This window comes from Spirosoma sp., from assembly GCF_048594605.1.
Classification (GTDB): Bacteria; Bacteroidota; Bacteroidia; order Cytophagales; family Spirosomataceae; genus Spirosoma.
The window spans coordinates 1-22,722 of sequence record NZ_JBMDWV010000240.1; the positions used below are offsets into that span (position 1 = coordinate 1).

A 22,722-nucleotide genomic window follows, 5' to 3' on the forward strand; every position below is an offset into this window, starting at 1 on the left:
CATTCGCTCAACAACGTACTGTTCGGGGCAAAATAAGTGACGCTAGCAAAGAGCCACTGCCAGGTACAACCGTAACGGTGAAAGGAGGTACGTTAGGAACAGTTAGCGACGCACAGGGAACGTATCAACTGAACGTTCCGAATTCGAAAACCACACTTGTTTTCTCAGCGGTCGGATTTCAATCGCAGGAAATTGTGGTTGGTACGCAGCAGGTTATCGACGTTACGTTAGTTGCCGATACCAAGCAACTTAGTGAGGTTGTGGTAACCGCAGCCGGGATCGTTCGCGACAAGAATGCGCTGGGCTATTCCGTCAGTACGTTAGATGCAACAAAATTGGCGCAACGCTCGGAACCAGATCCACTTCGGGCCTTGACTGGAAAAGTGGCCGGGGTAAATATTCAGGGATCGGGTGGGGCAGCCGGTGGCGCAACGAACATCACGATTCGGGGAAATTCCTCGCTGGGAAATAATAACCAGCCTCTGTTTGTGGTCGATGGTGTACCATTCGACAATTCCAGCTTTGGCAGCACAGATGGTACGGTTGGTGGCTCAACTATTACCAATCGCGCATTTGACTTAGATCCAAATAATATTCTGACAATGACCGTATTGAAAGGTGCTGCTGCTGCCGCACTCTACGGTTCGCGGGCTGCCAATGGCGCTATCATTGTGACCACGAAAGCGGGTAAAAGCCAAAGCCGGAAGGGGCTGGAGATTACCTATAATATGGGTTATGCAACTGAAACCGTAGCCGGCCTCCCCGAATACCAGACCAAGTACGGTCAGGGGACCAATTTCGATTATCGGAGTGGCGTATTTGGTTCCTGGGGACCGCCGTATCCGGGTATAACCAGTCTGATTCCTACCCGGTCGACCATTCCGCACCCACTGACGACTAACAACCGCTATCCAGCCTCTGTGTTCCCGCAGTTTTATCAGGCAGATGGCATAACGCCGATTCAGGTGCCGTACCAGTCTTATGCGCAATACAACGCCAAAAATTTCTTCCGCACAGGTAACGTCTTCGAGAACGCGCTATCTGTATCGACGGGTGGCGAAAAAGGAAGCCTTACGGTTGGCTTATCACGCACGAGTAACAATGGCGTAGTTCCCGAAAATACGATTAGTCGGACGGGTGTCAATATTGGCGGTAACATGCAGTTAGACAATAAATTTTACGTAAGTGGCGCCCTCAATTACGTAAATACCAGCCAGGTATCGCCCCAATTGACCGCGGCTAACGGAAGTGGTTCGTCTATACTCGACATTCTGATGTTTGTACCGACCAGCTTCGATTTAACGGGTTTTCCGAATACGAATCCACTGAATGGAAATAACGTGTATGACCGGGTGGGTACCGACAATCCATATTGGTCGGTTGCAAACAGCCCCACCACCAGCAAAGTTGACCGCTATTACGGCAACGTAGTACTCGGTTTCGATCCGCTGCCCTGGCTGAATGTTCAGAACACGGTTGGCTTCAACGCCTACACTGATCGGCGTGTTGTAGTAAACGGTAAGGGGGGCGATTATTTTCCGAATGGCAACATCACCACCGATAATATTTATCGGCAGGAGCTAGACAATACGTTACTGTTGACGGCCACGAAAGATCTGGGCAAAAATTTTGGGTTAAAAGCTATTCTGGGAAACAACGTCAACCAGCGGCTCACCGAACGCCAGGTTGTGTTTGGCGACGGAATCATCTTCCGGGGAATTAATTCACTGAACAACACCAGCGTAACAATCCCGCGGGTGTTGCCCAACAACCGGAATAATTTCAAACAACGGTATTTTGCTTTCTTCACCGATATTTCGCTGGATTATAAAAACTACGCCTTCCTGAACGTAGTAGCCCGTAACGATGTATCGTCTACTCTGCCTGCCAGTAACCGGAGTTATTTATACGGTGGAGCCAGCGCATCGCTGATTTTTACAGAAGCCTTTAACTTACCGAAGAACGTATTGTCATTCGGTAAATTCAGGGCGGGTTATACGCGGGTTGGTAACGAAGCTACGCCGTACCAAACCCAAACGGTTTACATCGCTAACCCTGTGTTAGGCGCAGGTACAACAACGGGCAGTATTGCATCACCTTTCAACGGGCAGAGCACCCTAACTGAGTCAGATCTGCTGGCCAATTCAGAATTGAAACCCGAATTTATTACGGAACTTGAGTTGGGAACCGAGCTACAGTTTTTCAATAACCGCATCGGGTTAGACATTACCTATTACAAAAAGATCAGTACGTCGCAGATTTTCACCGTTAATGCCGCACCGTCGACAGGTTACACCCAGAAAGTAATTAACCTGGGAAAATCGTCTAATGAAGGCGTTGAGATTGGCCTGAACGCTACGCCCGTAAAACTCGCGAATGGATTCACCTGGAATATTTCATCGGCCTTTACGCTCAACCGCAACATCGTACTTGACATTGGTAATTTGAAAGAGCTTCCTTACGGTGGTTTTTCAGACTTAGGCAGTGTACACATCGCTGGCCAACCGTACGGGCAGATTCGTGGGTCTACTTACGCTAAAGATGACGAAGGAAATATTCTGGTTAACCCCAACACGGGCAAACCTATCCTGAGCGGAAAAGTGAGTCCTATTGGTAACCCAAACCCTGATTTCATCTGGGGTATTACCAATACGTTCTCTTACAAAGGCATTACGTTAAGTGCTTTGTTCGACTGGAAGCAGGGCGGAGATATGTATTCCTTTACGGCTTACGAACTGCTGAGCCGGGGCGTAACGAGAGATACCGAAGAACGGGAAGCCATCATTATCGGGCCGGGCGTTCTGGGCGACGTCAATACGTTAAAACCGCTGCTCAATGGTGAAGGCCGGAAAATCCCGAACAACATTGGTGTTGGTGTGGCCGACTACTATTTTACAGGTGGTTTCGGGCCAGGTGGCGCTGCTGAAGTAAACGTATTCGATGCGACGGTTTTCCGGCTCCGCGAAGTATCGCTGGGGTATCAGTTTCCAAAAAACTGGCTGAAGAAAACGCCGTTTGGGTCAGCTTACCTGTCTGTAAGCGGTCGTAATCTTTGGTATCTGGCGCCGAACTTCCCCAAATACCTGAATTTCGATCCAGAAGTCAGTTCCTTGGGCGCGGGTAATTCGCAGGGTTTCGATTTTATCGGTATTCCAACCACACGTCGGTTAGGCGTTAATCTTCGGTTTAGTTTTTAACTGATCGTATTCGCAGGAAACGTATCCACGAGCCTTAGCCCGTACTTTCCAGAATACAACTACTAACTCTCTTCCAATATTATGCAATTCATAAAATCCATACGAACGGCTTCCATGCTGGGCCTGCTCTTTATGGCAGGAGCCTGCAAGGACTTCGTTGATATTAATAACGATCCAAACAACCCGACTACGCCCGTATTGGAATTGTTGCTGCCAGCTACGCAGGTATCAATGACGGGTAGCCTGCGGGATGTGAACCAGGGTGCTTCTATTCTGGTACAACAACTGTACACGAGCAATACCAGCCGTAATTTTCAGGATGGCACCGATTATCAGCAATCCTGGAATGCATTGTACACGCAGGTACTTAACGATATCGAGATTATTATCCGGGAAGGAACGCGTCTCCAGCGGTGGGATTACGTAGCGATTGCTAAACTTCAGAAAGCCTATATCTACAGCCTGATGGTCGACCTTTGGGGCGATATTCCCTACGCCGATGCGTCAAAAGGTCTGACTGTTGCCGACCCGGCTTTTGAAAGTGGAGCTACGATTTACGATAAACTGTTTACGCTCATTGATGAAGGTATTGCTGATGCCAACAAGGGCAATTTCGCCATCCAACCCACCACCGCCGACATTATTTACAAAGGCGACAAGGCCGCCTGGATTCGGATGGGAAATTCGCTAAAGCTGAAATTATTCAATCAGATCCGGCTTGTTCAGCCCGACAAAGCGAAAGCCGGTATCGCGGCTCTGCTGAGCAGTAATGCGCCTGTTATTACGACCAATGCGCAGGATTTTGCGTTTCGCTTCGGCACGACAGAAACTCCTGCAAACCGCCATCCCTGGCATCGTACCGAATATCAGGCCAGCAAAAGCTACTACATGAGTCAGAACTTCATTGAGCGACTGTTCAGCACCGACGATCCCCGAATGCGGTACTTTTTCTATCGTCAAACCTCCAATTATACGGTTGGCTTTACTCCCACCGGCAATGGCTACTTTGGCCGTTATACTGGTGATGCTACGGCCGCGCCAAACGATAACGCCCTGAAAGCCACGTTCGGTGTTTATCCGGCCGGTGGTTTATACGACAACAGTCCGATTAATAACCTGACCGCTGCGAACGTATTCATCACCAACTCGGGTGCTACGTCGACGCCTAAAGTGGTAACAAATACCGATGGTTCAGGGGCTGGCGTCTTTCCGTTCATCACGAACGCCATGGTCAAATTCATTTTGGCCGAAGCTGCACTGACGTTAGGCACAGATGGCGACGCTAAACAATTATTTCAGGATGGCATTACTGCTCATTTGAACAGCGTTAATACCATTTCGACAAGTTCAGGCAATTCAGCACCAACGCTGGCAACTGCTACGGTAACTGCTTTTGTAGCCAACCGAGCCGCTCAATACGATGCCGCCGATGCAGCGGGTAAACTGAATGCCGTGATGACGCAGAAATACATAGCTCAGTTCGGTAACGGTATCGAATCCTACAATGACTACCGCCGGACAGGTCTGCCCACACTGGCAGCGCCCATCGCTCCGCTAAATACCTTCCCACTACGTCTGGCTTATTCTGTAACGGAACTGGCAACGAATGGCAGCGTATCGAACAAGGCCGATCAATTACAAACAGCGCAACAAACGACGCCTGTTTTCTGGGATAAATGAGCGTGTTTCTACCCCTAAATCCCCTGAAGGGGACTTAGCTCGCTCTCGAATAAAGTCCCCTTCAGGGGATTTAGGGGTAGGTAAACCAGCTAGAGAATAGTTTATAGCTTCGAAAAAGTCATGAAAAAAATCACCTTATATTTCTCTCTCCTGCTGCTGATTGCACTCGACGCCTGCAAAACGGAGAATTACGTTTGGGAAAACTGGACGTATACTGCGGTTCCGCTGGTAGCAGTTAATACGTCCAAATCAGCGCTGCCTACAGTAACTACGGCCAATACGTCGTTTTTTGATCTGGGAGCTGCCAACTTAGGCAGTCAGGAATTTGAGTACACACTAACCTGGGAAGGCTTCGGAAAAGCCGAAGTGCAGTCTATTGATGTGTATCTGGGTTTTGTGAAAGCACCCGCTTCGGGTAATCCGGCCTACCCGATTGTGCTCTCTCAACCAGGCGGAATTTATCCGAGTGTTACGCAGTTTCCGTTGCCGAGCCGGGTTGGCGCGTCCGACAAGTTGTATGCAACCGTCACGGAATTTCCGAAAGTATTCACGGTAACAGCCGCACAGATGGCAACCTTCACGGGGGCTGATCTTACCAAAGTCGTTCAGAATGATTACTTTCTGTTTAAATTTATCCTTAACCTGAAAGATGGCCGACGTATTGAAGGTTTTCAGGAAAACGTCTGCGACGAAGCGCGTGGCGAAGTCGGCGATTGCCGGGTCGGCGTTCGTTTCCGAAAAAAATAAACCCCATTTTCCACCGAACAGAAACTTAACAAATCAATCGTAAAAACAAACCTCAACTAAATTTCAACAATGCGCTATTCTCCTTATTCACTCCTCGTTATGCTGGCGATTGGACTAAGCACTGCCCTTGCTCAGTCGATCCCCTCGCCCAAGGAGCATTTCGGGTTCAATATCGGTGATGACTATCTACTTGCTACGTATACGCAGACCGAAGCCTATTTCCGAAAAATTGCCGCTGCCTCCGACCGGGTCAAGCTGGTCGACATTGGCATGACTGAAGAAGGTCGTCATCAGTTGATGCTGATTATTTCGTCGCCCGAAAACCTGAAAAAATTAGATCGGTACAAAGAGATTTCCCAGAAGCTCGCCCGTGCGGAAAACCTCACCGACGAACAGGCTCATGCTCTGGCCAACGAAGGCAAAGCGATTGTCTGGATTGATGGCGGTCTGCACGCTACCGAAACCGTTGGCACCCACCAGTTGATTGAAACGATCTGGCAGTTGGTAAGCCGCAAAGACCCTGAAACGATGCGCATTCTGGATCAGGATATCTTACTCATGACGCACGCCAACCCCGACGGACAGGAACTGGTGACGAACTGGTATATGCGTGAGCCTAAAGCGGAGAAGCGTGTGTTGGACAATCTGCCACGGCTGTATCAGAAATACATCGGGCACGACAATAACCGCGATTTCTTCATCATGAACATGAAAGAGACGCAAAACATCGGCCGTCAGTTGTTTGTCGAGTGGATTCCGCAAATCATGTATAATCACCACCAGCGTGGTCCGGCAGGATCGGTACTGGCGGGGCCTCCTTACCGCGATCCGTTCAACTACGTATTCGATCCACTGATGGTTACGGGTATCGACGCGCTGGGCGCGGCCATGATCAACCGGCTGAACTCAGAGAATAAACCAGGCTTTACCCGTTTAGGCGGGTCGGTTTTCTCGACCTGGTATAATGGCGGACTACGTACCACAACGCACTTCCACAACATGATCGGTCTACTGACGGAAATCATCGGAGGCCCAACGCCCGAAGATATTCCCGTTGTAGCAAAATATTTGATTCCGAACGGCAACACGCCTTTTCCGGTGCTTCCCCAAAAGTGGCATTTCAAGCAGTCAATTGATTATTCGGTATCGCTCAACTACGCCGTTATGGGCTATGCTGCCCGTTACCGCGATGAGGTCCTGTATAATATTTACCGGATGGGTAAAAACTCCATCGAACGGGGCAGCAAAGACACCTGGGGTCTATCGCCGAAAAAGATCGACGCTATTACGCACGCCTTCCAGACCGATCCGAAAAAGCCTGCTGTACCTACGAATGCGGCTCTGGCGCAGTACGGTTTTGTTCCTCGGGGCGGTGGTATACCAGCCAAATACTACGACACGATCATGAAAGCGCCGGCACTACGTGATCCGCGCGGATTTATCATCCCAACGAATCAACCCGACTTTGCAACGGCGGCTAAGTTTATCAATGCGCTGGTTCGGACGGGCATTCAGATTCAGCAGGCTACAGCCGACTTCACGGTTGCGGGCAAAAAGTATCCGGCGGGTTCCTACGTAGTGAAAACCGATCAGGCGTTCCGTCCGCACGTACTGGATATGTTTGAGCCACAGGATCACCCGAACGATTTCCAGTATCCGGGTGGCCCACCAGTACGTCCTTACGATGCTGCTGGCTGGACACTGGCTTACCTGATGAACGTAAAATTTGACCGTATTCTGGACAGTTTCGATGGGCCATTCAAGAAGCTTCCGTACGGCGAACTTCAATCTCCCGAAGGTCATATCAATGGGGCTCCAAGCGCTGGCTACGTATTGAGCGCCAAAGCCAATAATTCGTTTATCGCCGTTAACGATTTATTAGCATCAGGCGTTGACGTATTCCGTCTGCCAAACGGAACAGGTGGTAAATCGACGGTAGAAGCTGGTTCTTTCTTCGTTCCCGCTTCGGCAAAAGCAAAATCGCTGCTCGACAAATCCGCAAAAGATTTGGGTCTGGAAGTAACGGGTCTTTCGAAAAAGCCTACTGCATCCATGATTAAAGTATCGCCGATGAAAATTGCGCTGTGGGATACGTATGGCGGTTCGATGCCATCGGGTTGGGTACGCTGGCTGATGGAACAGTATCATTTCCCGATGAAGGTGATTTATCCAGGCGACATTGACGCCGGTGATTTACGGAAAAAATATGACGTGATTGTGTTCGTCACTCGCGCAATTCCAGCGGTTGGAGGCAAAGAAGAGGATATTTTCAGCGCTATGGAACGCGAGCCGAAAGAAGAAAATACACCAGCTGAATACAAAGCTCGTCTGGGCAAGATCACAGCTTCCAAGTCGATTCCTCAACTGAAAAACTTCCTGGAAGCAGGTGGCACGGTTGTAACGATCGGAACCAGTACGAATCTGGCGTATCACCTGGGCCTACCAGTAAAAAATGCACTGACCGAAATGACGACTACGGGGGTAGAAAGGCCGCTTCCAGGCGAAAAATACTACATTCCTGGTAGCGTACTACGTGTAACACTCGATTCAACTCAACATGCTACGTGGGGTCTTGGTCAGCAAACAGATGTTTATTTCGACGCAAGCCCGGTCTTCAAACTGGCTCCCGAAGCCATCGCCAAAGGCATGGTAACCCCACTTGCCTGGTTCGATACGAACAAACCACTACGTAGTGGCTGGGCTTGGGGACAATCGTATCTGCAGGACGGCGTAGCGGCTTTCATGGCACCCGTTGGTTCAGGTAAATTCTACGCATTTGGCCCCGAAATCACTTTCCGGGCGCAGGCGCAGGGAACATTTAAGTTTCTGTTTAACCAGCTTTACAATACCGGGAAAAGTGGCTCGCAGAGCAGTGATGTTGTAAGCGAAGATTAATTAATACCGGCCCCTCTCCCTAAAAAGAGAGGGGCTTTTATTTTATAGGCAAAGTCGCCAGGCTACGCTCAATCTCATTTTTTTACCTATGCACCAACTTCTCAAACTATCGTGTATTACGTCTCTCCTGCTAGTCGCTACAGCTCCCTGTCTGTTTGCTCAGGAAGAAGATGACGATGAAGAATCGAAAAAGGTAGTTCCGATTGATAAGCGGTACGAAACCGAAATCAGTACGTTAGCCAAAAAACCAGCCGTGCAATCTGCTTTTAAGATCTTCACCGAGCTGGAGCCCCAGACGAAGCAGGACCTCATTACGTTAACCGAAATTCCCTCCCCGCCTTTCAAAGAAGCCGAGCGTTCCAAAAAATACGCAGCTATGATGAAAGAAGCCGGTGCCGATTCGGTCTGGATTGACGAAGTCAACAATGTAATCGCCAAACGTAAAGGCAAATCCGGCAAGAAGACAGTCGTTGTCGAAGCGCACCTGGATACGGTATTTCCGGCCGGAACCGACGTAAAAGTAAAGTCGAAAGGCGATACGCTCTACGCGCCCGGCGTCGGCGACGACACCCGTGGCTTAACGGCCGTGCTGGCCGTATTGAAAGGTTTGGAAAAAGCGAAAATCGAAACCGATGCCGACGTACTGTTTGTGGGTGCGGTAGGCGAAGAAGGTCTGGGTGATCTTCGGGGTGTTAAGCATCTGCTACGTCAGGGTGGCCCTAAAGTGGATTCGTACATTGCCGTTGATGGTCATGGTATTGATGGAATTACACACCGAGGCTTAGGTTCGCATCGCTATCGCATTACGTATAAGGGTCCTGGCGGTCACTCATATGGAGCGTTTGGTATCGTTAATCCACACGGTGCCCTGGGCAAAGCCATCTATTACTTCACGACGGAAGCCGACAAATTCACCAAAGAAGGCGTTAAAACAACCTACAGTGTCAGCGTAGTTGGCGGTGGTACGTCGGTGAACGCGATTCCGTACGAATCGTGGATGGAAGTCGATATGCGGTCAGAAAGTCAGGAAAAACTGGCGGGTGTCGATAAGTTACTGCAGGCAGCCATCCAGCGCGCACTCAAAGAAGAAAATGCAATGAAACGTCGTGGCCCCGATCTGACGGTCGATGTTAAGCTTGTCGGCGACCGTCCCTCAGGACGTATCGAACCAACCGTTCCGCTGGTACAACGGGCGATGGCCGTATCGAAATACCTCCAGGCTACGCCCCGGCTTAGCGTAGGTTCTACGAATGCCAATACGCCCATTGCCAAAGGGATTCCGGCGGTAACGATCGGTAGTGGTGGTACTGGCGGAGGAGCACACTCGCTAAATGAGTGGTGGTTGAACGACAAAGGGGTTTTAGGCATGCAACGTATTCTGCTCACGTTGCTGGCCGAAGCAGGCATGGCGAATTGATTTCGGACGTATGGATAAATTGAGTTTCTTCCAATAAATCCCCAATAAACCTTTCTTTATCGCATGAAGCTATCTATTCAAAAAATGACCATTTATCGGACTACTTTGCTACTCCTGGCGGCTTTTCTAGCGGGTATAATGGCAATCGCCCAAGTACCAAAACCTGCCGACGTTTTTGGTTTTGAGCCGGGCGCCGATTATAAACTGGCGAATTACAAGATGCTGATGGATTACTACCAGCGTCTCGATAAAGCCAGCAACCGGGTGCAGATGGTAACGATTGGAAAATCGGTACTGGGTAAACCGATGTACCTGATGATGGTGTCGAGTGAAGCCAATATGAAGCAACTGGATAAATGGCGTAGTATCAGCGAGCAGCTCTCCCGCGCTAAAATCGACGACAAAATGGCTCGTAGTCTGGCCGCATCCGGTAAAGCTATCATCTGGATTGATGCCGGAATGCACGCATCGGAAGTTGCCTCGGCGCAAATGCTGCCTGAACTGGCATACCGGATGGCCACTGAAGAAACGCCGGAAATGAAAAAAATCCGTGATCAGGTGGTGGCGTTGCTGATGGTCGAAATGAATCCCGATGGCCTCGATATTGTGGCGGACTGGTATAAGGCGAACCTCGGTACACCTTTCGAAACGACGCAGCCACCGTGGCTGTATCATCACTACGTTGGTCACGATAACAACCGCGACTGGTTTACGAACAACATGCCCGAAACCAAGGCCGTTTCGGAAGTTCTTTATAACCAATGGTATCCGCAGATCGTCTACAATCACCACCAGACCTCACCCGCCTGGACCCGTATTTTCATCCCACCCTTCGCAAATCCGGTGAATCCGCAAATTCATCCGGGCGTAACGGCGGGCGTAAACATGGTTGGCACAGCGATGGCCAGCCGGTTTGCCATGAAGAAAATGCCAGGGGTTGTGTCGCAACTGCGGTTTAGCATGTGGTGGAATGGTGGCATGCGAACCGTACCGTATTACCATAACCAGATCGGCATTCTGACCGAAACAGCTCATGCTACGCCTTCCCCACGCTTTTACCCGCCTGATTCGTTACCCAAAACCGTGGGAGTAGGCGTAACGGCTTCAACGACAGGAACAGACATTTTCTACGCCGATCCGTGGAAAGGTGGTCAGTCGCGCTTCCGCGATGCCGTTAACTACATGGAAGAAGCGTCGATGGCTACGCTGGTTCTGGCCGCCGACAAACGCGAAGAGTTTCTATACAATATCTACGTAATGGGTCGCGATGCGATTGAGTCAGCCGGGAAGAGCAGACCGTATGCCTACATTATTCCGGCCGAGCAGTGGGATAAGAGCGAAGCGGTCAATCTGGTGAATATGTTCCGTCAGAGCGGTGTAGAAATCCATCGGGCAACCCAGCAGTTCCAGGCTAATAACGTAACGTATCCGGCCGGTTCGTACATCATTTACGGCGCTCAGGCGTTCAGCCCTTACGTAGTGGATTTGATGGAAAAACAGGTTCACCCCAATCAACGTCTGTATCCGGGCGGCCCGCCAATTCCGCCTTATGATCTGGCTGGCTGGACGTTGCCTATGCAGATGGGCGTAACGGGTGCTAAAACCAGTGCTACGTTCAAGGCAGATACCGAGTTACTGAAAGGCTTTGCTCCAGTTGTGGCAGGCCAGGTGGCATCGGGAGCTGGGTATGGCTATGCGCTTTCACGAAATCAGAACGCTAGTGTTAAGGCTGTTAACCGGTTATTAAAAGACGGAGAAATAGTATCTTTCATGCCATCCGAAGCGGGTAGTTTTCTTATTGAGAAAGGCGCTTCGACCGACGCGCGGATTCAGGCACTGGCGAAAGAACTGGGAGTGAGCTTTACGGCTGTAGCCAGCAAGCCTTCGGGGACGAGTAAACCGCTGAAGCTTCCCAAAATCGGCCTTTACAAATCCTGGGTGGCTAACATGGACGAAGGCTGGACGCGCTGGTTGATGGAGCAATACAGCTTCCCGGTCGATACGTTGCACGATGCCGACATTGCCAAAAAAGATTTATCAACCTACAGCGCCATCATCATACCTGACCAGGAATCGAAACGGATTCTAAACGGTCATGCACCAAACACCATGCCTACTACTTACGTCGGTGGACTGGGATTAGGTGGCACGATGGCCCTTCAGCAATACGTAGCAAACGGCGGTACGTTAGTGGCTTTCGACGGCGCCAGCGATTTTGCGATTGAGTTGTTTGGTCTGCCCGTCAAAAACGTTACGGAAGGGTTATCAAGCCAGCAGTTTTACATTCCCGGCTCCCTGATTCGGACTGTTGTCGATACCAAACACTCTCTGGCCTATGGTATGCAACCCGAAGTAGCCGCTGCCTTCTCAAATAGCCGTGCCTTCGAGGTAATTAAACAATCGCGGGAAGGCGAAGGTGGAACCGAGCAAACCAAAGTAGCTCCGAACCCAAACGTCGAGGTTATTGCCAGCTATGCAAAGAAAGATTTACTCATGAGCGGATGGGCGCTGAACGAAGATAAATACATTGCTGGAAAGCCAGCCGTTGTACGTGTACAGCAAGGCAAAGGCAACGTAGTAATGTTTGGCTTTAGCCCCCAGTTCCGCGGTCAGCCGCGCGGTACGTATAAGTTGATCTTCAATGCGCTCTACGAAAGTACATTACCCAAAAGCGCCGTTGAGTCGAATACGAAAAGTGAGTAGGAATTTGACGTAAAAAAAGTCACGTTGAACGTAGTGCAAGCGCCCAAACGATTCGAATCGTTTGGGCGCTTCTCATAGGATCTGGTTACTCATCATTTGGCGAAACTGCCGTAACTCCTTCGCTTTCTGTTTGATATCGAGACCGTATTTTTTGAGAATATTAATCGCCAGATTCTGTTTGTGAACTTCATCCGCGCCATCCCATATGCGGGCACCCCGTTCATGGCGATACATGGCCGACAAAACCGTATCATCCGTAACGCCTAGCGCACCGTGCACCTGAATCGCCCGGTCGAGAACACGCAGGAAGGCGTTCGCTACGTAGAATTTGATGGCCGATACGGCATCACGCACGTTGCTCACACCAACCGTATCGATCATGTGAGCCGTGTTTAGTACATAGAGTCGCGAAGCGTCAATCTCGGCGCGGCTTTCGGCAATAAAGTCCTGAATAAACTGCTTCTCGCCCAGCATAACCCCATCTTCAATTTCGCGCGTGGCGGCTCGCCTACAAAGCAAATCCAATGCTTTTTCGGCGTTGCCAATCCAGCGCATGCAGTGATGAACCCGTCCTGGCCCGAGTCGTTCCTGCGCCAGCCTGAAGCCCATGCCTTCGCCACCGATTAAATTAGAAACCGGCACGCGGCAATCTGTATAGGTCACTTCGGCGTGACTAAACCAGCCTTCGCCCGCTTCGCCAAATACGGGAATGTTACGTTCAAGTTTGAAGCCCGGCGTATCAGTCGGCACAACGATCATACTAGCTCGCTGATGCGGTGCCGCGTCGGGATTCGTCACCGCCATCACCACCGCAAACGTAGCGCCATCGGCCGACGAGGTAAACCACTTACGCCCATTGATCACATATTCACCGCCATCGCGTACCGCTACCGTAGCCATCCGTGTTGGATTTGATCCGGCAAAATCAGGTTCGGTCATCGAAAAGCACGACCGAATGTCGCCCGCCATCAGGGGTTTTAAGTATTGCTCTTTCAGATCGGCCGACGCGAATTTGTTGAGTAATTCAATATTACCAATATCTGGCGCCTGGCAGCCAAATACGTAGTGTCCGAAGAATGGAGCGTATGCCAGCACTTCACTAATCTGCCCGAACTCGCAAAGCGTCAGGCCGTGCCCCCCCTCCTCTTTTGAAAGTGCCAATCCCCACAGACCAGCCGCTTTGACCAAATCCCGCTTCTGGTCAAGGATCGGAAGGATCGCCTTCAGATTATGGTGCGAAAATCCTTCTTCAAGCGGTATCAATTCCGCCTGTACAAAGTCGCGAACCTGTGCTAATAGCGGTCTAATACGTTCTGTGGTGAAAATCGTTTCCATAAGGCGCTGAATAGGTATGCAGTGTGTCACGAATTTAGCGGAATATTCTGCCCGGCAAAAACCCGGCGGAGGTTACCCTTCTCCCCTGAATGCCGTAACGTCTTTTATCCATTCGCAGAAGCTAAAGAATAATTTTTAGTCAACAGCTTCCTGCTCCGATACGTCCGGCTTGTCATACGCCGGTGTCATCTTTCCTGTTTTTTAGACCATTCTACCCGAAAGTTGCTACGTCAAATTTTCCCAAAGGGAGTAATTTCTTAGTGCTTTACTCATCGGATAGCAGCCTTTTTTATTTGATTTTCTGGCCGGAGAAAACTGAGAAAAATTCTAAAAAAATATACGTATTATTTGTTGTATATAAGTATTTTTGGTAGTATATTTATTCCATGAAAAACGAACAGAAAATGACCCAGAAACATCTTGATTTAGGCCAGATTCTCGATAATTCGAAGCAATTTCAGACCCAACCCTGCATCTATTATTTGATTGATGCCAACGATGAAGTTATCTATGTAGGAAAGACATTGAGTCTTTATTCGCAGCTTCTAAATCACAAGCTTGCTGGCAAAAATTTCGTCCGATTCAGTTCCTTTCCCTGTGAAGAAGACGATTTGGATCGGCTGGAACGGGAAGCTATTTCTAAGTTCAAACCCGTACTGAATCGTCCGCCCGTTCCAGCCGCTACTACACAATCGGCATCTAATTATTTAAGCAAATCCCTCATTTGTCTGAAGCACAATATCACGCCAGTAGCCTTTGAATACCTTAGAGAGGCTTTTGGGCTGGAATCTGTCCGTTCCTTCGGCAATACGAAGTATTACAAACCTGACGATGTTGAGACCTGGCTAAAGCGCTTCAAAGGACTGGTTATTAGAGGAAGGCACGTATTGCAGGCTGGCCCTAACTACCTGGCAGTAGGGATCAGTTCACGAACGAAACAGATTCAACTTTACAAGGAACGATAAGGGAAGTCGATCAGCATATACAGCGAAGATGCATCCCGAATGCTGACTCATCTTCGCTGTCTACCGCTCTTTCTGGGGTTTCAAAACCGCATTCTTATCCGACCTACTTTCCGCAGATAGTTAGTAGTTTTGGGCGCGCAAAAAATGAATCTAAAAGAGCAAGGCGAATTCCTATAAAAAATCCAATTCTCTACTTCTCCCTTGTAGCCCGCCGGTGTGTACAGCCACTACGGTTGATTCGCTCTTGAAAAAACCTTTCAAAGCAAGATCACGAATGCCATACAACATCTTACCCGTATAGACCTGCTCTAGCGATACGTCCGGGTTTTGCTGTTCAAACGTCTGTATGAAACGTAGCAGTTCGGGAGTCGTTTTTCCATATCCCCCGAAATGGTAATCATAAATCTGACTTGCTACGTTGGCCCGTTTGTCATCAGGTATTTTTAATGAAACAAACCCCAATACGGTTGTATGTACGGGAGCCGATTGAACCAGTCCGGCCCACGTACCGCCTGTTCCTACCGGGCAACAGACGTAATCAGGAGCATTGCCTAACTGGTTGATTAATTCAGGAATAATCTCAGCCGTACCCCTGATCGCCAGCGCATTCATTCCGCCTTCGGGTACTACGTAGCAAGGACCTAATTGCTGCATCAGATCAGCCAGGAAATCCGGATCGTCTTTCCGGCGATATTCGTCCCGGCTCACAAAGTGCAGATGCATACCACATTCTCGGCAGAAGGTTAGCGTATCGTTCAGAGCTTTATCGGCAAGCTCCTGCCCCCGCACAACGCCAATGGTTCGAAAACCGAATTCTCGTCCTGCCGCAGCCGTGGCGTAGAGGTGATTGGAATAAGCCCCGCCGAAGGTTAGCAATGTATCGAGACCACGTTCATGAGCCGCCAGTAAATTATATTTAAGCTTTCGCCATTTATTGCCCGATACCAGCGGATGAATCATGTCATCCCGTTTCAGAAACAAACGAATATTTACTGGTTCAGGAAACGGATTTTCAAGAATTTGCAAAGGAGAATTGGCCGGAAACGAATAAAGGCGTTCAGTAAAATCAGTCATCGTCCCGTAAATTTGCCAAACTTTTTGAGATCTACTATTGACTTTTCACACGCAGAGATCCGTCTATTAATACCTGTTTGTCGCTCTGTGTTCTCTGCATCCGTCATTACGGGAGCTATGCGTTTCAATTTTACTCGAAATTAATTGTACATGACAGAAGCGGTTGAGGAATTTTCGGAAGAGGAAGAGTTATACGAACATCACCGTATTGTGGTCGATAAAGGCCAGAGTCTGCTACGTATCGACCGGTTTTTGATGGACCGGCTCCCCAATGCAACACGTACTAAAATTCAGGCAGCTATCGACGTAGCGTCAGTACATGTAAACGACAAACCGACGAAGGCTAGTTATAAAATCAAGCCGCTCGACGTAATTACGGTATCGCTGCCACATCCGCCCCGCGATACAGATATTCAGCCCGAAAATATTCCCTTAACGATTGTATTCGAGGACGATGAGCTGTTGGTGCTCAATAAGCTTGCGGGTATGGTTGTTCATCCGGCTCACGGCAATTGGGACGGTACGCTGGTCAACGCCCTGGTTTATCATTTTCAGAATTTGCCCACATCACGTAATGGTACTATTCGCCCCGGTCTGGTGCACCGCATTGATAAAGATACGTCGGGGCTGATGGTTATTGCCAAAACCGAATACGCCATGACTCACCTGGCGCGTCAGTTTTTCGAGCATACGATCGAACGTACTTATAATGCCCTCGTTTGGGGTATTCCCAATCCATCTGATGGTACCATTACGGGGTATATTGGTCGTTCGGTACGTGACCGGAAAGTACAGACGATTTACGACGATGAGACAAAAGGCAAATGGGCCGTTACGCACTACAAAACGCTGGAAGAGTTACGCTACGTTGCGCTGGTGCAGTGCAATCTAGAAACGGGCCGTACACACCAGATTCGGGCGCACATGAAGCATATCGGCCATCCTTTATTTAACGATGCCATGTACGGGGGCGACCGAATTCTGCGGGGCAACCCGGTTGGAAGTTATAAATCCTTTGTCGACAATGCGTTTAAATTATTACCCCGACAGGCTCTACATGCTAAGTCGCTGGGGTTTACGCACCCACGCACGCAACAGTGGCTTCAATTCGATTCCGACCTGCCCGACGATTTCCAGTCAGCGCTTGATAAATGGAGGAAATTATTAGCTGGAAACAATTGACGATCTGTGCTAACTTTACCCTGCTCTTTATTGTAAAACTATTCACTATAACTGTTCACCATTCAATAATCCTGATGATTTCAATTCGCCCTGGCACCCTTGAAGATATACCCGAAGCATTCGACTTAGTTATGGAATTAGCTGTTTATGAACGGGCAGCTGATCAGGTTACCAACACCGTCGAACAGATGGCATTGGATGGTTTCGGCCCTAATCCGCTCTTTGGTATGATTATGGCTGAAGATTCGGAAACAAAGAAAATTGTCGGGATGGCGCTTTATTTCTTCCGCTATTCGACCTGGAAAGGAAAACGTCTGTATCTGGAGGACATCGTCGTAACGGAGGAATTCCGTGGATACGGCATTGGCAAACTCCTGCTGGACGCCACCATTGATATGGCCCGCCAAACCAACTGTACCGGTATGATGTGGCAGGTGCTGGACTGGAATGAACCCGCTATTGGCTTTTATCGTCAGTTTGGAACCCGCTTTGATGACGGCTGGACAAACTGCCACCTGGATTTTTGAGCAGAGGGGTAAGGGTTCGGGGCATAGGGCAGATCACCTTATTACTTTCACCCTATGCCCCATGCCCTCTGCTCAAAAAGCGTATCTTTGTGCATCGCGACTAAGTGACTAAGCATGACGTATCGTCAACGTAAAGCCCTCCGAATTGCTGGCTGGGTATCTTTAAGTATTTTTTTACTGGCTTGTGTAGGAGCTGGCATTGCCTATTCCAAGCGTGCAAGTTTATTGGAGACAGCGCTGGCCAAAGCCATACGTATCGCCAAACGAAACTATAATCTCGACGTCAGGGTCGGCTCAGCCAAGTTCACAGGATTGAGTTCAGTAGCATTTACGGACATTTCGGTGGTACCCGAAGATCGCGACAGTTTAGCCCGGATTCAGCGGGTAGAGGTGGCTGTCCGCTTCTGGCCATTATTCTCCGGTACGATCGGCTTATCAGGTATGACCCTCGAGAATGGGCTGATTCAGGTTGTCAAGCGTGATTCTCTCTCAAATATTGACTTTCTGCTCCGTCGAAAGCGTGATTCAACAGCCACGGACAATACACCCGTAGAAACCACACGACGCACTGATTTATCCGACGTAGCAGAGAACCTGATCGACAACATCCTTTCCAAAATTCCAGACGATCTGAACGTCAAGAACCTGGAATTTCGGGCGATGGACGATAAAGATAGCCTCAGCCTGCTAACACAAACGGCCGTTATCGACGATGAGGACGTAACGTCTACGATAAAGGTAAATGGCAATCAGGCCACCTGGCACATAACGGGAACTGCCGATCCTGCCGACCGTGAATACGATCTGGCGCTCTATGCAGAAGGCCAGAATGGTCGTCCGCAGCCAATAGAACTGCCTTATATTCAAAAAAAATACAACCTTAAACTACAAGCCGATACGTTACGCGCTGAACTGCGCGATGTTGATCGTTCTGGCGGAGAGTTTCGGCTTGAGGGTGCTGGTTCTGTACGAAATTTGCGTATCAATCACCCCGCCATTGCCCGTACAGACGTAGTGGTAAGTCAGGCCGCTATGGATGCTCATGTGTTTGTGGGAGAGAATTACGTTGGCGTCGATAGCTCATCAACGTTACGTTTGGGGCAAGTCAGCGCGCGGCCTTTTTTAAAATACACCCTTAAGCCCACGAAGATATACGAGGCCCAGTTGCATACGGACGCCTTAGACGCTCAGGCGCTGTTTAACTCCTTTCCACAAGGCTTATTTGAGTCGCTGGAGGGAATGAAGGTAGCCGGAAAACTGAAGTACGACATGGCGTTTCAACTTGATACGTCGATACCCGATTCGGTAAAATTCGACTCAGGCTTAACTTCCGAAGGCTTTCGTATCCTGAAAATGGGCAGTACTGATTTTGCTGAAATTAATCGTCCATTTATTTATACCCCTTACGAAAAAGGAAAACCCGTTCGGGATATTGTCGTTGGCCCTGAAAATCCGGATTATACGCCACTGAATCAGATTTCGCCCGACTTACGTAACGCCCTGCTTACGTCGGAAGATTATAATTTCTTTACCCACAAAGGTTTTAATGAAAAAGCCTTCCGGGTTTCCATTGCGACGAATTTCAAAGAAAAATCATTCAAACGGGGAGCCAGTACTATTTCGATGCAGCTGGTCAAAAACGCTTTCCTGATCCGCAATAAGACGCTATCGCGTAAGGTAGAGGAAATACTAATCGTTTGGCTTATTGAGAATGAGCACATTGTTCCTAAGGAGCGAATGTATGAAGTGTATCTGAATATTATTGAGTGGGGACGTAACGTGTATGGCATTGGCGAAGCGTCCCGTTATTATTTCGCCAAAAAACCATCCGAACTGACTCTAGGCGAAAGTATTTTCCTGGCCTTCGTCGTTCCAAGTCCTAAATCGGCGCTAAAATGGTTTGTTCCGGGTGGCTACCTACAAGTACGAAACGTGCGCGGTTATTTTCGTCTTATTGGACGGATTATGGCTCGTCGGGGCCTTACCGCTCCCGATTCCGGTGCGTACGGATTCTATGATGTTCGTCTGCGGGAAGGTCTTCGTCGCGAGGTTGCTCCTGTCGATTCCTCGTTTCAATCGGATAGTTTATTCCTGCCCGATCCCGATGGCGAGGAAATTGATGAAGATGAAGGAACGGGCATTGGCAATTTCTTTCGTCGGCTGTTTAAGGGAAAGAAAAGTGACGAGAAACGTAACGAGGCCGAACAAACGGTACAACCTGAGCAATCTAGTGCTTCACCTGCCGAAGTTGCTCCGTCCGACACGGTTAAAACGCGCAAACAGCTTCGCCAGGAGCGACGTGAACGAAAACGCAGGGAGCGTGAAGCGCAGCAAGCGCTCGAAGACGTACCACAGTAACGAGTTTATTTATGAAAGTATTTATAAGGTTAATTTTGGTTATTGCTGTAGTTGGAGGTGTACTTCTCTATGCTATGTCACGACGTAACAATACGTCCTTTACTCCGCAAACGATCGACTTAGCCGTTGACTGTTCAGACTTAGCCAACGTACTGGTGACTTCCACAGTCAATGTCGATGTAAGGAATTTATCGTCTCGTTCCCATAACGATATATCCGTTCAGATCAGGGCCTTTGACAATGACGGCAACATGCTGAAAGAAAAGTATACCACTTTTTCCCGAACTCTACTCCCCAATAGTCATTTCGATAAACCGGTTACGTTACCGGCCGAAACCAAGCGGTGCGATTGTAAAGTTGTCAGTTCACAGCCAGCCTTTTAAACTGCCATTAACGAGCCGTAATTGTTACAGCCTTGTGCAGATACGTATCATTATCCAGTTGATCGAGCAGGAAAGCAGCTACATCAGCACGACTGATTCGCGGTAAAGTGAACGCCGAAAAAGGCAAGTGTTCGCCGATACGCAAGTGTCCCGTAGCAGGTCCATTAGTCAGACGGGGTGGCCGTACAATCACCCAATCGAGCTTGCTGTCTCGAATAGCCTGCTCCTGTATTTCTTTTTCAGCAATACTTCCGCTTAGCAACGTTTTGATAATGAGTTTACTTAGGAGCGGGGCTTCTTCATAACTCGTTCCAACACCCAGCGACGACACAACCAACAACCGCCGAACGCCGACCTGCTGCATGGCACGGATCAGATTCTTTGTTCCTTCGGTAACAGCCTGACTCTGCTGACCCGGACGGCTGCCTAATGCACACAACACGGCGTCCTGTCGACGAACGGCGGTCAGCAACGTATCAGGCTTTAGCACGTCGCCGGTAACTACTACCAGGTTCGGGTGTTGGCTAGGTAGTTTGGCAGGATCGCGGACAAAAGCGGTTACGTAATGTCCCTGTTGAAGTGCCTGTTCAACAAGTTGCCTACCTGTTTCTCCTGTAGCGCCTACGACTAAAAGTTGCATAAAAATGAATGGCTGATTTAGATTTGTTTATAACCTGGAATCAGCCATTCGGTTTAGAAACGAAAACCACTACGTTCCTAATAAATCCGGACGCCGGGCCTGCGTACGAACAACGGCCTGCTCGTATCGCCATTCATCGATTTTGGCTTCATGCCCCGACAGAAGAATGTCAGGAACGCGATGGCCTTCAAATTCAGCGGGGCGCGTATATACCGGCGGGGCCAGTAAATTATCCTGGAAAGAATCAGTCAATGCAGATGTTTCGTCATTTAAAACCCCCGGCACAAGACGAATGATCGCATCCGACAGCACACAGGCCGCCAGTTCTCCACCCGAAAGTACGTAGTCGCCCATGCTGATTTCTTTGGTAATAAACATTTCTCGTACCCGTTCATCAACGCCTTTATAATGACCGCACAGAATGATCAGATTTTGACGTAGCGACAGCGAATTAGCGGTTTTCTGATTGAGCCGCTCGCCATCGGGCGTCATATAAATAATTTCGTCATACGCGCGTTCAGCTTGCAGTGACCGGATACATCGGGCAATGGGCTCTATCTGCATGACCATACCAGCTCCTCCACCAAACGCGTAGTCATCTACCCGTCTGTGTTTGTCAAGTGTGTAGTCGCGCAGGTCGTGCACTACGACCTCTACGTATCCTCCCTGCTGCGCTCGTTGCAGAATGGAGTGCGCAAAAAAACTATCCAGGAGTTTCGGCAGGCAGGTGATAATATCAATCCTCATCGCTATCGTCCTCGTCGCCGTGTACGTCGGGTTGCTGTTTGTTATCTTCCTCCATGTAAATGGCCAGCAGGCCATCTGGCAGCGTAACATTGAGTTTACTATTGGTTCGATCTACTGTCCGAACAATGTCGCTGTTAATTGGAATCAAGACTTCTTTACCCTGATAATCCATTGCAATCAGGTCTTGTGCGTTCATGGCGTACACCCCCTGAACGATCCCCAATTCGCCTTCGTTCGCATCCACGACCCGATAGCCTACGATCTCGTGAAAGTAAAAACGAGTTTCGTCCGTAATTGGCGGCAGTTCGTCCAGGGGCAAAAAAGCGCCACAGTTTAATAGCCGCTCCGCCTGCTCGATGGTATCGATGTCTTCAAAAGCGACAATAGCCCGACTCCCTTTTACTATTGCAATCGATTCAATAAAATACGGGATCAATTCTCCTTTTACTTCCAGTAAAATAGATTCCAGATCATCGTATTCACTAGGTTCATCAACATCTAAAAAAAGCACCAGTTCACCACTAACGCCATGCGTTTTGGTGATATGTCCCACTTGATAGCAATCGTTTTTAGTCATACGTAACGCGGCCTAGGTACCGCATTTTATAAAAAAAGTACGACACTCCGGCCGTATTATTCATAAAAAGAGCCTGTTCAGAAACGAACAGGCTCTTCCTTAACAAAATTTTGAGGTTACCAGTGCGGCAAAAATTATTCTGCAGCTGGTGTTTCTTCGGCCGAAGTTTCAGCTACCGGCGCTTCTTCAGTAGTTGCCTCAGCAGCAGGTGCTTCAGGCTCTGCAACTTCAGCTGCCGGTTCTTCCACTTTGTTTTTCTTCGCAATAGCTTCAGCGCGGGCTTCGTTTACTTTCC

At 49.1% G+C, this 22,722-nt stretch carries 16 protein-coding genes; 11 read left to right on the top strand and 5 right to left on the bottom strand.

The genetic code is table 11. The features are described 5' to 3' along the window. The 6 genes from ACOJS8_RS14920 to ACOJS8_RS14945 form a co-directional block, all read left to right on the top strand. On the top strand, nt 1-3,197 hold a 3,197-nt coding region (locus ACOJS8_RS14920), incomplete at its 5' end, for a SusC/RagA family TonB-linked outer membrane protein (protein ID WP_420149339.1). An 81-nt stretch (nt 3,198-3,278) separates the two neighbouring features. After that, nucleotides 3,279-4,877 carry a SusD/RagB family nutrient-binding outer membrane lipoprotein gene (locus ACOJS8_RS14925; RefSeq protein ID WP_420149340.1) on the top strand — a complete coding sequence of 533 codons (1,599 nt, stop codon included), beginning with the start codon at nt 3,279-3,281 and terminating at the stop codon, nt 4,875-4,877. A gap of 120 nt (nt 4,878-4,997) precedes the next feature. After that, nucleotides 4,998-5,624: a hypothetical protein gene (locus ACOJS8_RS14930; protein WP_420149341.1), complete on the top strand. Its 627-nt coding sequence runs from the start codon at nt 4,998-5,000 to the stop codon at nt 5,622-5,624. A 69-nt stretch (nt 5,625-5,693) separates the two neighbouring features. Continuing rightward, nucleotides 5,694-8,519 carry a M14 family metallopeptidase gene (locus ACOJS8_RS14935; RefSeq protein ID WP_420149342.1) on the top strand — a complete coding sequence of 942 codons (2,826 nt, stop codon included), beginning with the start codon at nt 5,694-5,696 and terminating at the stop codon, nt 8,517-8,519. Nucleotides 8,520-8,607: 88 nt separating this feature from the next. After that, entirely contained in the window at nt 8,608-9,936 is a 1,329-nt protein-coding gene (locus tag ACOJS8_RS14940) for a M20/M25/M40 family metallo-hydrolase (RefSeq protein ID WP_420149343.1), read from the top strand. Between the two features lie 63 nt (nt 9,937-9,999). Beyond that, nucleotides 10,000-12,639, top strand: coding sequence for a M14 family metallopeptidase (locus tag ACOJS8_RS14945; RefSeq protein WP_420149344.1), 2,640 nt, complete (start codon nt 10,000-10,002; stop codon nt 12,637-12,639). 72 nt (nt 12,640-12,711) lie between these two features. Here ACOJS8_RS14945 and ACOJS8_RS14950 read toward each other — a convergent pair whose 3' ends face one another. Beyond that, nucleotides 12,712-13,974 (bottom strand): acyl-CoA dehydrogenase family protein, encoded by a 1,263-nt coding sequence (locus tag ACOJS8_RS14950; protein WP_420149345.1) that lies wholly within the window; start codon nt 13,972-13,974, stop codon nt 12,712-12,714. Between the two features lie 386 nt (nt 13,975-14,360). Here ACOJS8_RS14950 and ACOJS8_RS14955 point away from each other — a divergent pair, with 386 nt between their 5' ends. Next, nucleotides 14,361-14,939 (top strand): GIY-YIG nuclease family protein, encoded by a 579-nt coding sequence (locus ACOJS8_RS14955; RefSeq protein ID WP_420149346.1) that lies wholly within the window; start codon nt 14,361-14,363, stop codon nt 14,937-14,939. Nucleotides 14,940-15,110: 171 nt separating this feature from the next. Here ACOJS8_RS14955 and ACOJS8_RS14960 read toward each other — a convergent pair whose 3' ends face one another. Next, nucleotides 15,111-16,013: a 1-aminocyclopropane-1-carboxylate deaminase/D-cysteine desulfhydrase gene (locus tag ACOJS8_RS14960; RefSeq protein ID WP_420149347.1), complete on the bottom strand. Its 903-nt coding sequence runs from the start codon at nt 16,011-16,013 to the stop codon at nt 15,111-15,113. Nucleotides 16,014-16,163: 150 nt separating this feature from the next. Between ACOJS8_RS14960 and ACOJS8_RS14965 the strand changes: the two genes are divergently transcribed. From ACOJS8_RS14965 to ACOJS8_RS14980, 4 genes are all read left to right on the top strand, one after another. Beyond that, on the top strand, nt 16,164-17,195 hold the full coding sequence (locus ACOJS8_RS14965; RefSeq protein ID WP_420149348.1) for an RluA family pseudouridine synthase: 1,032 nt from the start codon (nt 16,164-16,166) through the stop codon (nt 17,193-17,195). Between the two features lie 74 nt (nt 17,196-17,269). Then, nucleotides 17,270-17,722 (top strand): GNAT family N-acetyltransferase, encoded by a 453-nt coding sequence (locus tag ACOJS8_RS14970; protein WP_420149349.1) that lies wholly within the window; start codon nt 17,270-17,272, stop codon nt 17,720-17,722. 114 nt (nt 17,723-17,836) lie between these two features. Further along, a complete protein-coding gene (locus ACOJS8_RS14975; RefSeq protein ID WP_420149350.1) occupies nt 17,837-20,080 on the top strand; it encodes a transglycosylase domain-containing protein in 2,244 nt (747 codons plus the stop codon). An 11-nt stretch (nt 20,081-20,091) separates the two neighbouring features. Next, a complete protein-coding gene (locus ACOJS8_RS14980) occupies nt 20,092-20,463 on the top strand; it encodes a hypothetical protein (protein ID WP_420149351.1) in 372 nt (123 codons plus the stop codon). Between the two features lie 7 nt (nt 20,464-20,470). On the opposite strand, the gene ACOJS8_RS14985 is transcribed toward ACOJS8_RS14980, so the two are convergent. The 3 genes from ACOJS8_RS14985 to rimM form a co-directional block, all read right to left on the bottom strand. After that, on the bottom strand, nt 20,471-21,103 hold the full coding sequence (locus ACOJS8_RS14985; RefSeq protein WP_420149352.1) for an NAD(P)-dependent oxidoreductase: 633 nt from the start codon (nt 21,101-21,103) through the stop codon (nt 20,471-20,473). 69 nt (nt 21,104-21,172) lie between these two features. Next, nucleotides 21,173-21,850: a tRNA (guanosine(37)-N1)-methyltransferase TrmD gene (gene trmD / locus ACOJS8_RS14990; protein ID WP_420149353.1), complete on the bottom strand. Its 678-nt coding sequence runs from the start codon at nt 21,848-21,850 to the stop codon at nt 21,173-21,175. Continuing rightward, nucleotides 21,840-22,427: a ribosome maturation factor RimM gene (rimM, locus tag ACOJS8_RS14995; protein WP_420149354.1), complete on the bottom strand. Its 588-nt coding sequence runs from the start codon at nt 22,425-22,427 to the stop codon at nt 21,840-21,842. The genes trmD and rimM overlap by 11 nt, the downstream gene beginning before the upstream one ends. Between the last annotated feature and the right edge of the window lie 295 nt (nt 22,428-22,722).

What these genes read in the sequence shown, in the direction of transcription:
- ACOJS8_RS14950 (WP_420149345.1), bottom strand. Translation starts at nt 13,974, where the DNA reads ATGGAAACGATTTTCACCACAGAACGTATTAGACCGCTATTAGCACAG.
- ACOJS8_RS14930 (WP_420149341.1), top strand. Translation starts at nt 4,998, where the DNA reads ATGAAAAAAATCACCTTATATTTCTCTCTCCTGCTGCTGATTGCACTC.
- ACOJS8_RS14935 (WP_420149342.1), top strand. Translation starts at nt 5,694, where the DNA reads ATGCGCTATTCTCCTTATTCACTCCTCGTTATGCTGGCGATTGGACTA.
- ACOJS8_RS14970 (WP_420149349.1), top strand. Translation starts at nt 17,270, where the DNA reads ATGATTTCAATTCGCCCTGGCACCCTTGAAGATATACCCGAAGCATTC.
- rimM (WP_420149354.1), bottom strand. Translation starts at nt 22,427, where the DNA reads ATGACTAAAAACGATTGCTATCAAGTGGGACATATCACCAAAACGCAT.
- ACOJS8_RS14925 (WP_420149340.1), top strand. Translation starts at nt 3,279, where the DNA reads ATGCAATTCATAAAATCCATACGAACGGCTTCCATGCTGGGCCTGCTC.
- ACOJS8_RS14965 (WP_420149348.1), top strand. Translation starts at nt 16,164, where the DNA reads ATGACAGAAGCGGTTGAGGAATTTTCGGAAGAGGAAGAGTTATACGAA.
- ACOJS8_RS14945 (WP_420149344.1), top strand. Translation starts at nt 10,000, where the DNA reads ATGAAGCTATCTATTCAAAAAATGACCATTTATCGGACTACTTTGCTA.
- ACOJS8_RS14975 (WP_420149350.1), top strand. Translation starts at nt 17,837, where the DNA reads ATGACGTATCGTCAACGTAAAGCCCTCCGAATTGCTGGCTGGGTATCT.
- ACOJS8_RS14980 (WP_420149351.1), top strand. Translation starts at nt 20,092, where the DNA reads ATGAAAGTATTTATAAGGTTAATTTTGGTTATTGCTGTAGTTGGAGGT.
- ACOJS8_RS14960 (WP_420149347.1), bottom strand. Translation starts at nt 16,013, where the DNA reads ATGACTGATTTTACTGAACGCCTTTATTCGTTTCCGGCCAATTCTCCT.
- ACOJS8_RS14985 (WP_420149352.1), bottom strand. Translation starts at nt 21,103, where the DNA reads ATGCAACTTTTAGTCGTAGGCGCTACAGGAGAAACAGGTAGGCAACTT.
- ACOJS8_RS14955 (WP_420149346.1), top strand. Translation starts at nt 14,361, where the DNA reads ATGAAAAACGAACAGAAAATGACCCAGAAACATCTTGATTTAGGCCAG.
- ACOJS8_RS14940 (WP_420149343.1), top strand. Translation starts at nt 8,608, where the DNA reads ATGCACCAACTTCTCAAACTATCGTGTATTACGTCTCTCCTGCTAGTC.
- trmD (WP_420149353.1), bottom strand. Translation starts at nt 21,850, where the DNA reads ATGAGGATTGATATTATCACCTGCCTGCCGAAACTCCTGGATAGTTTT.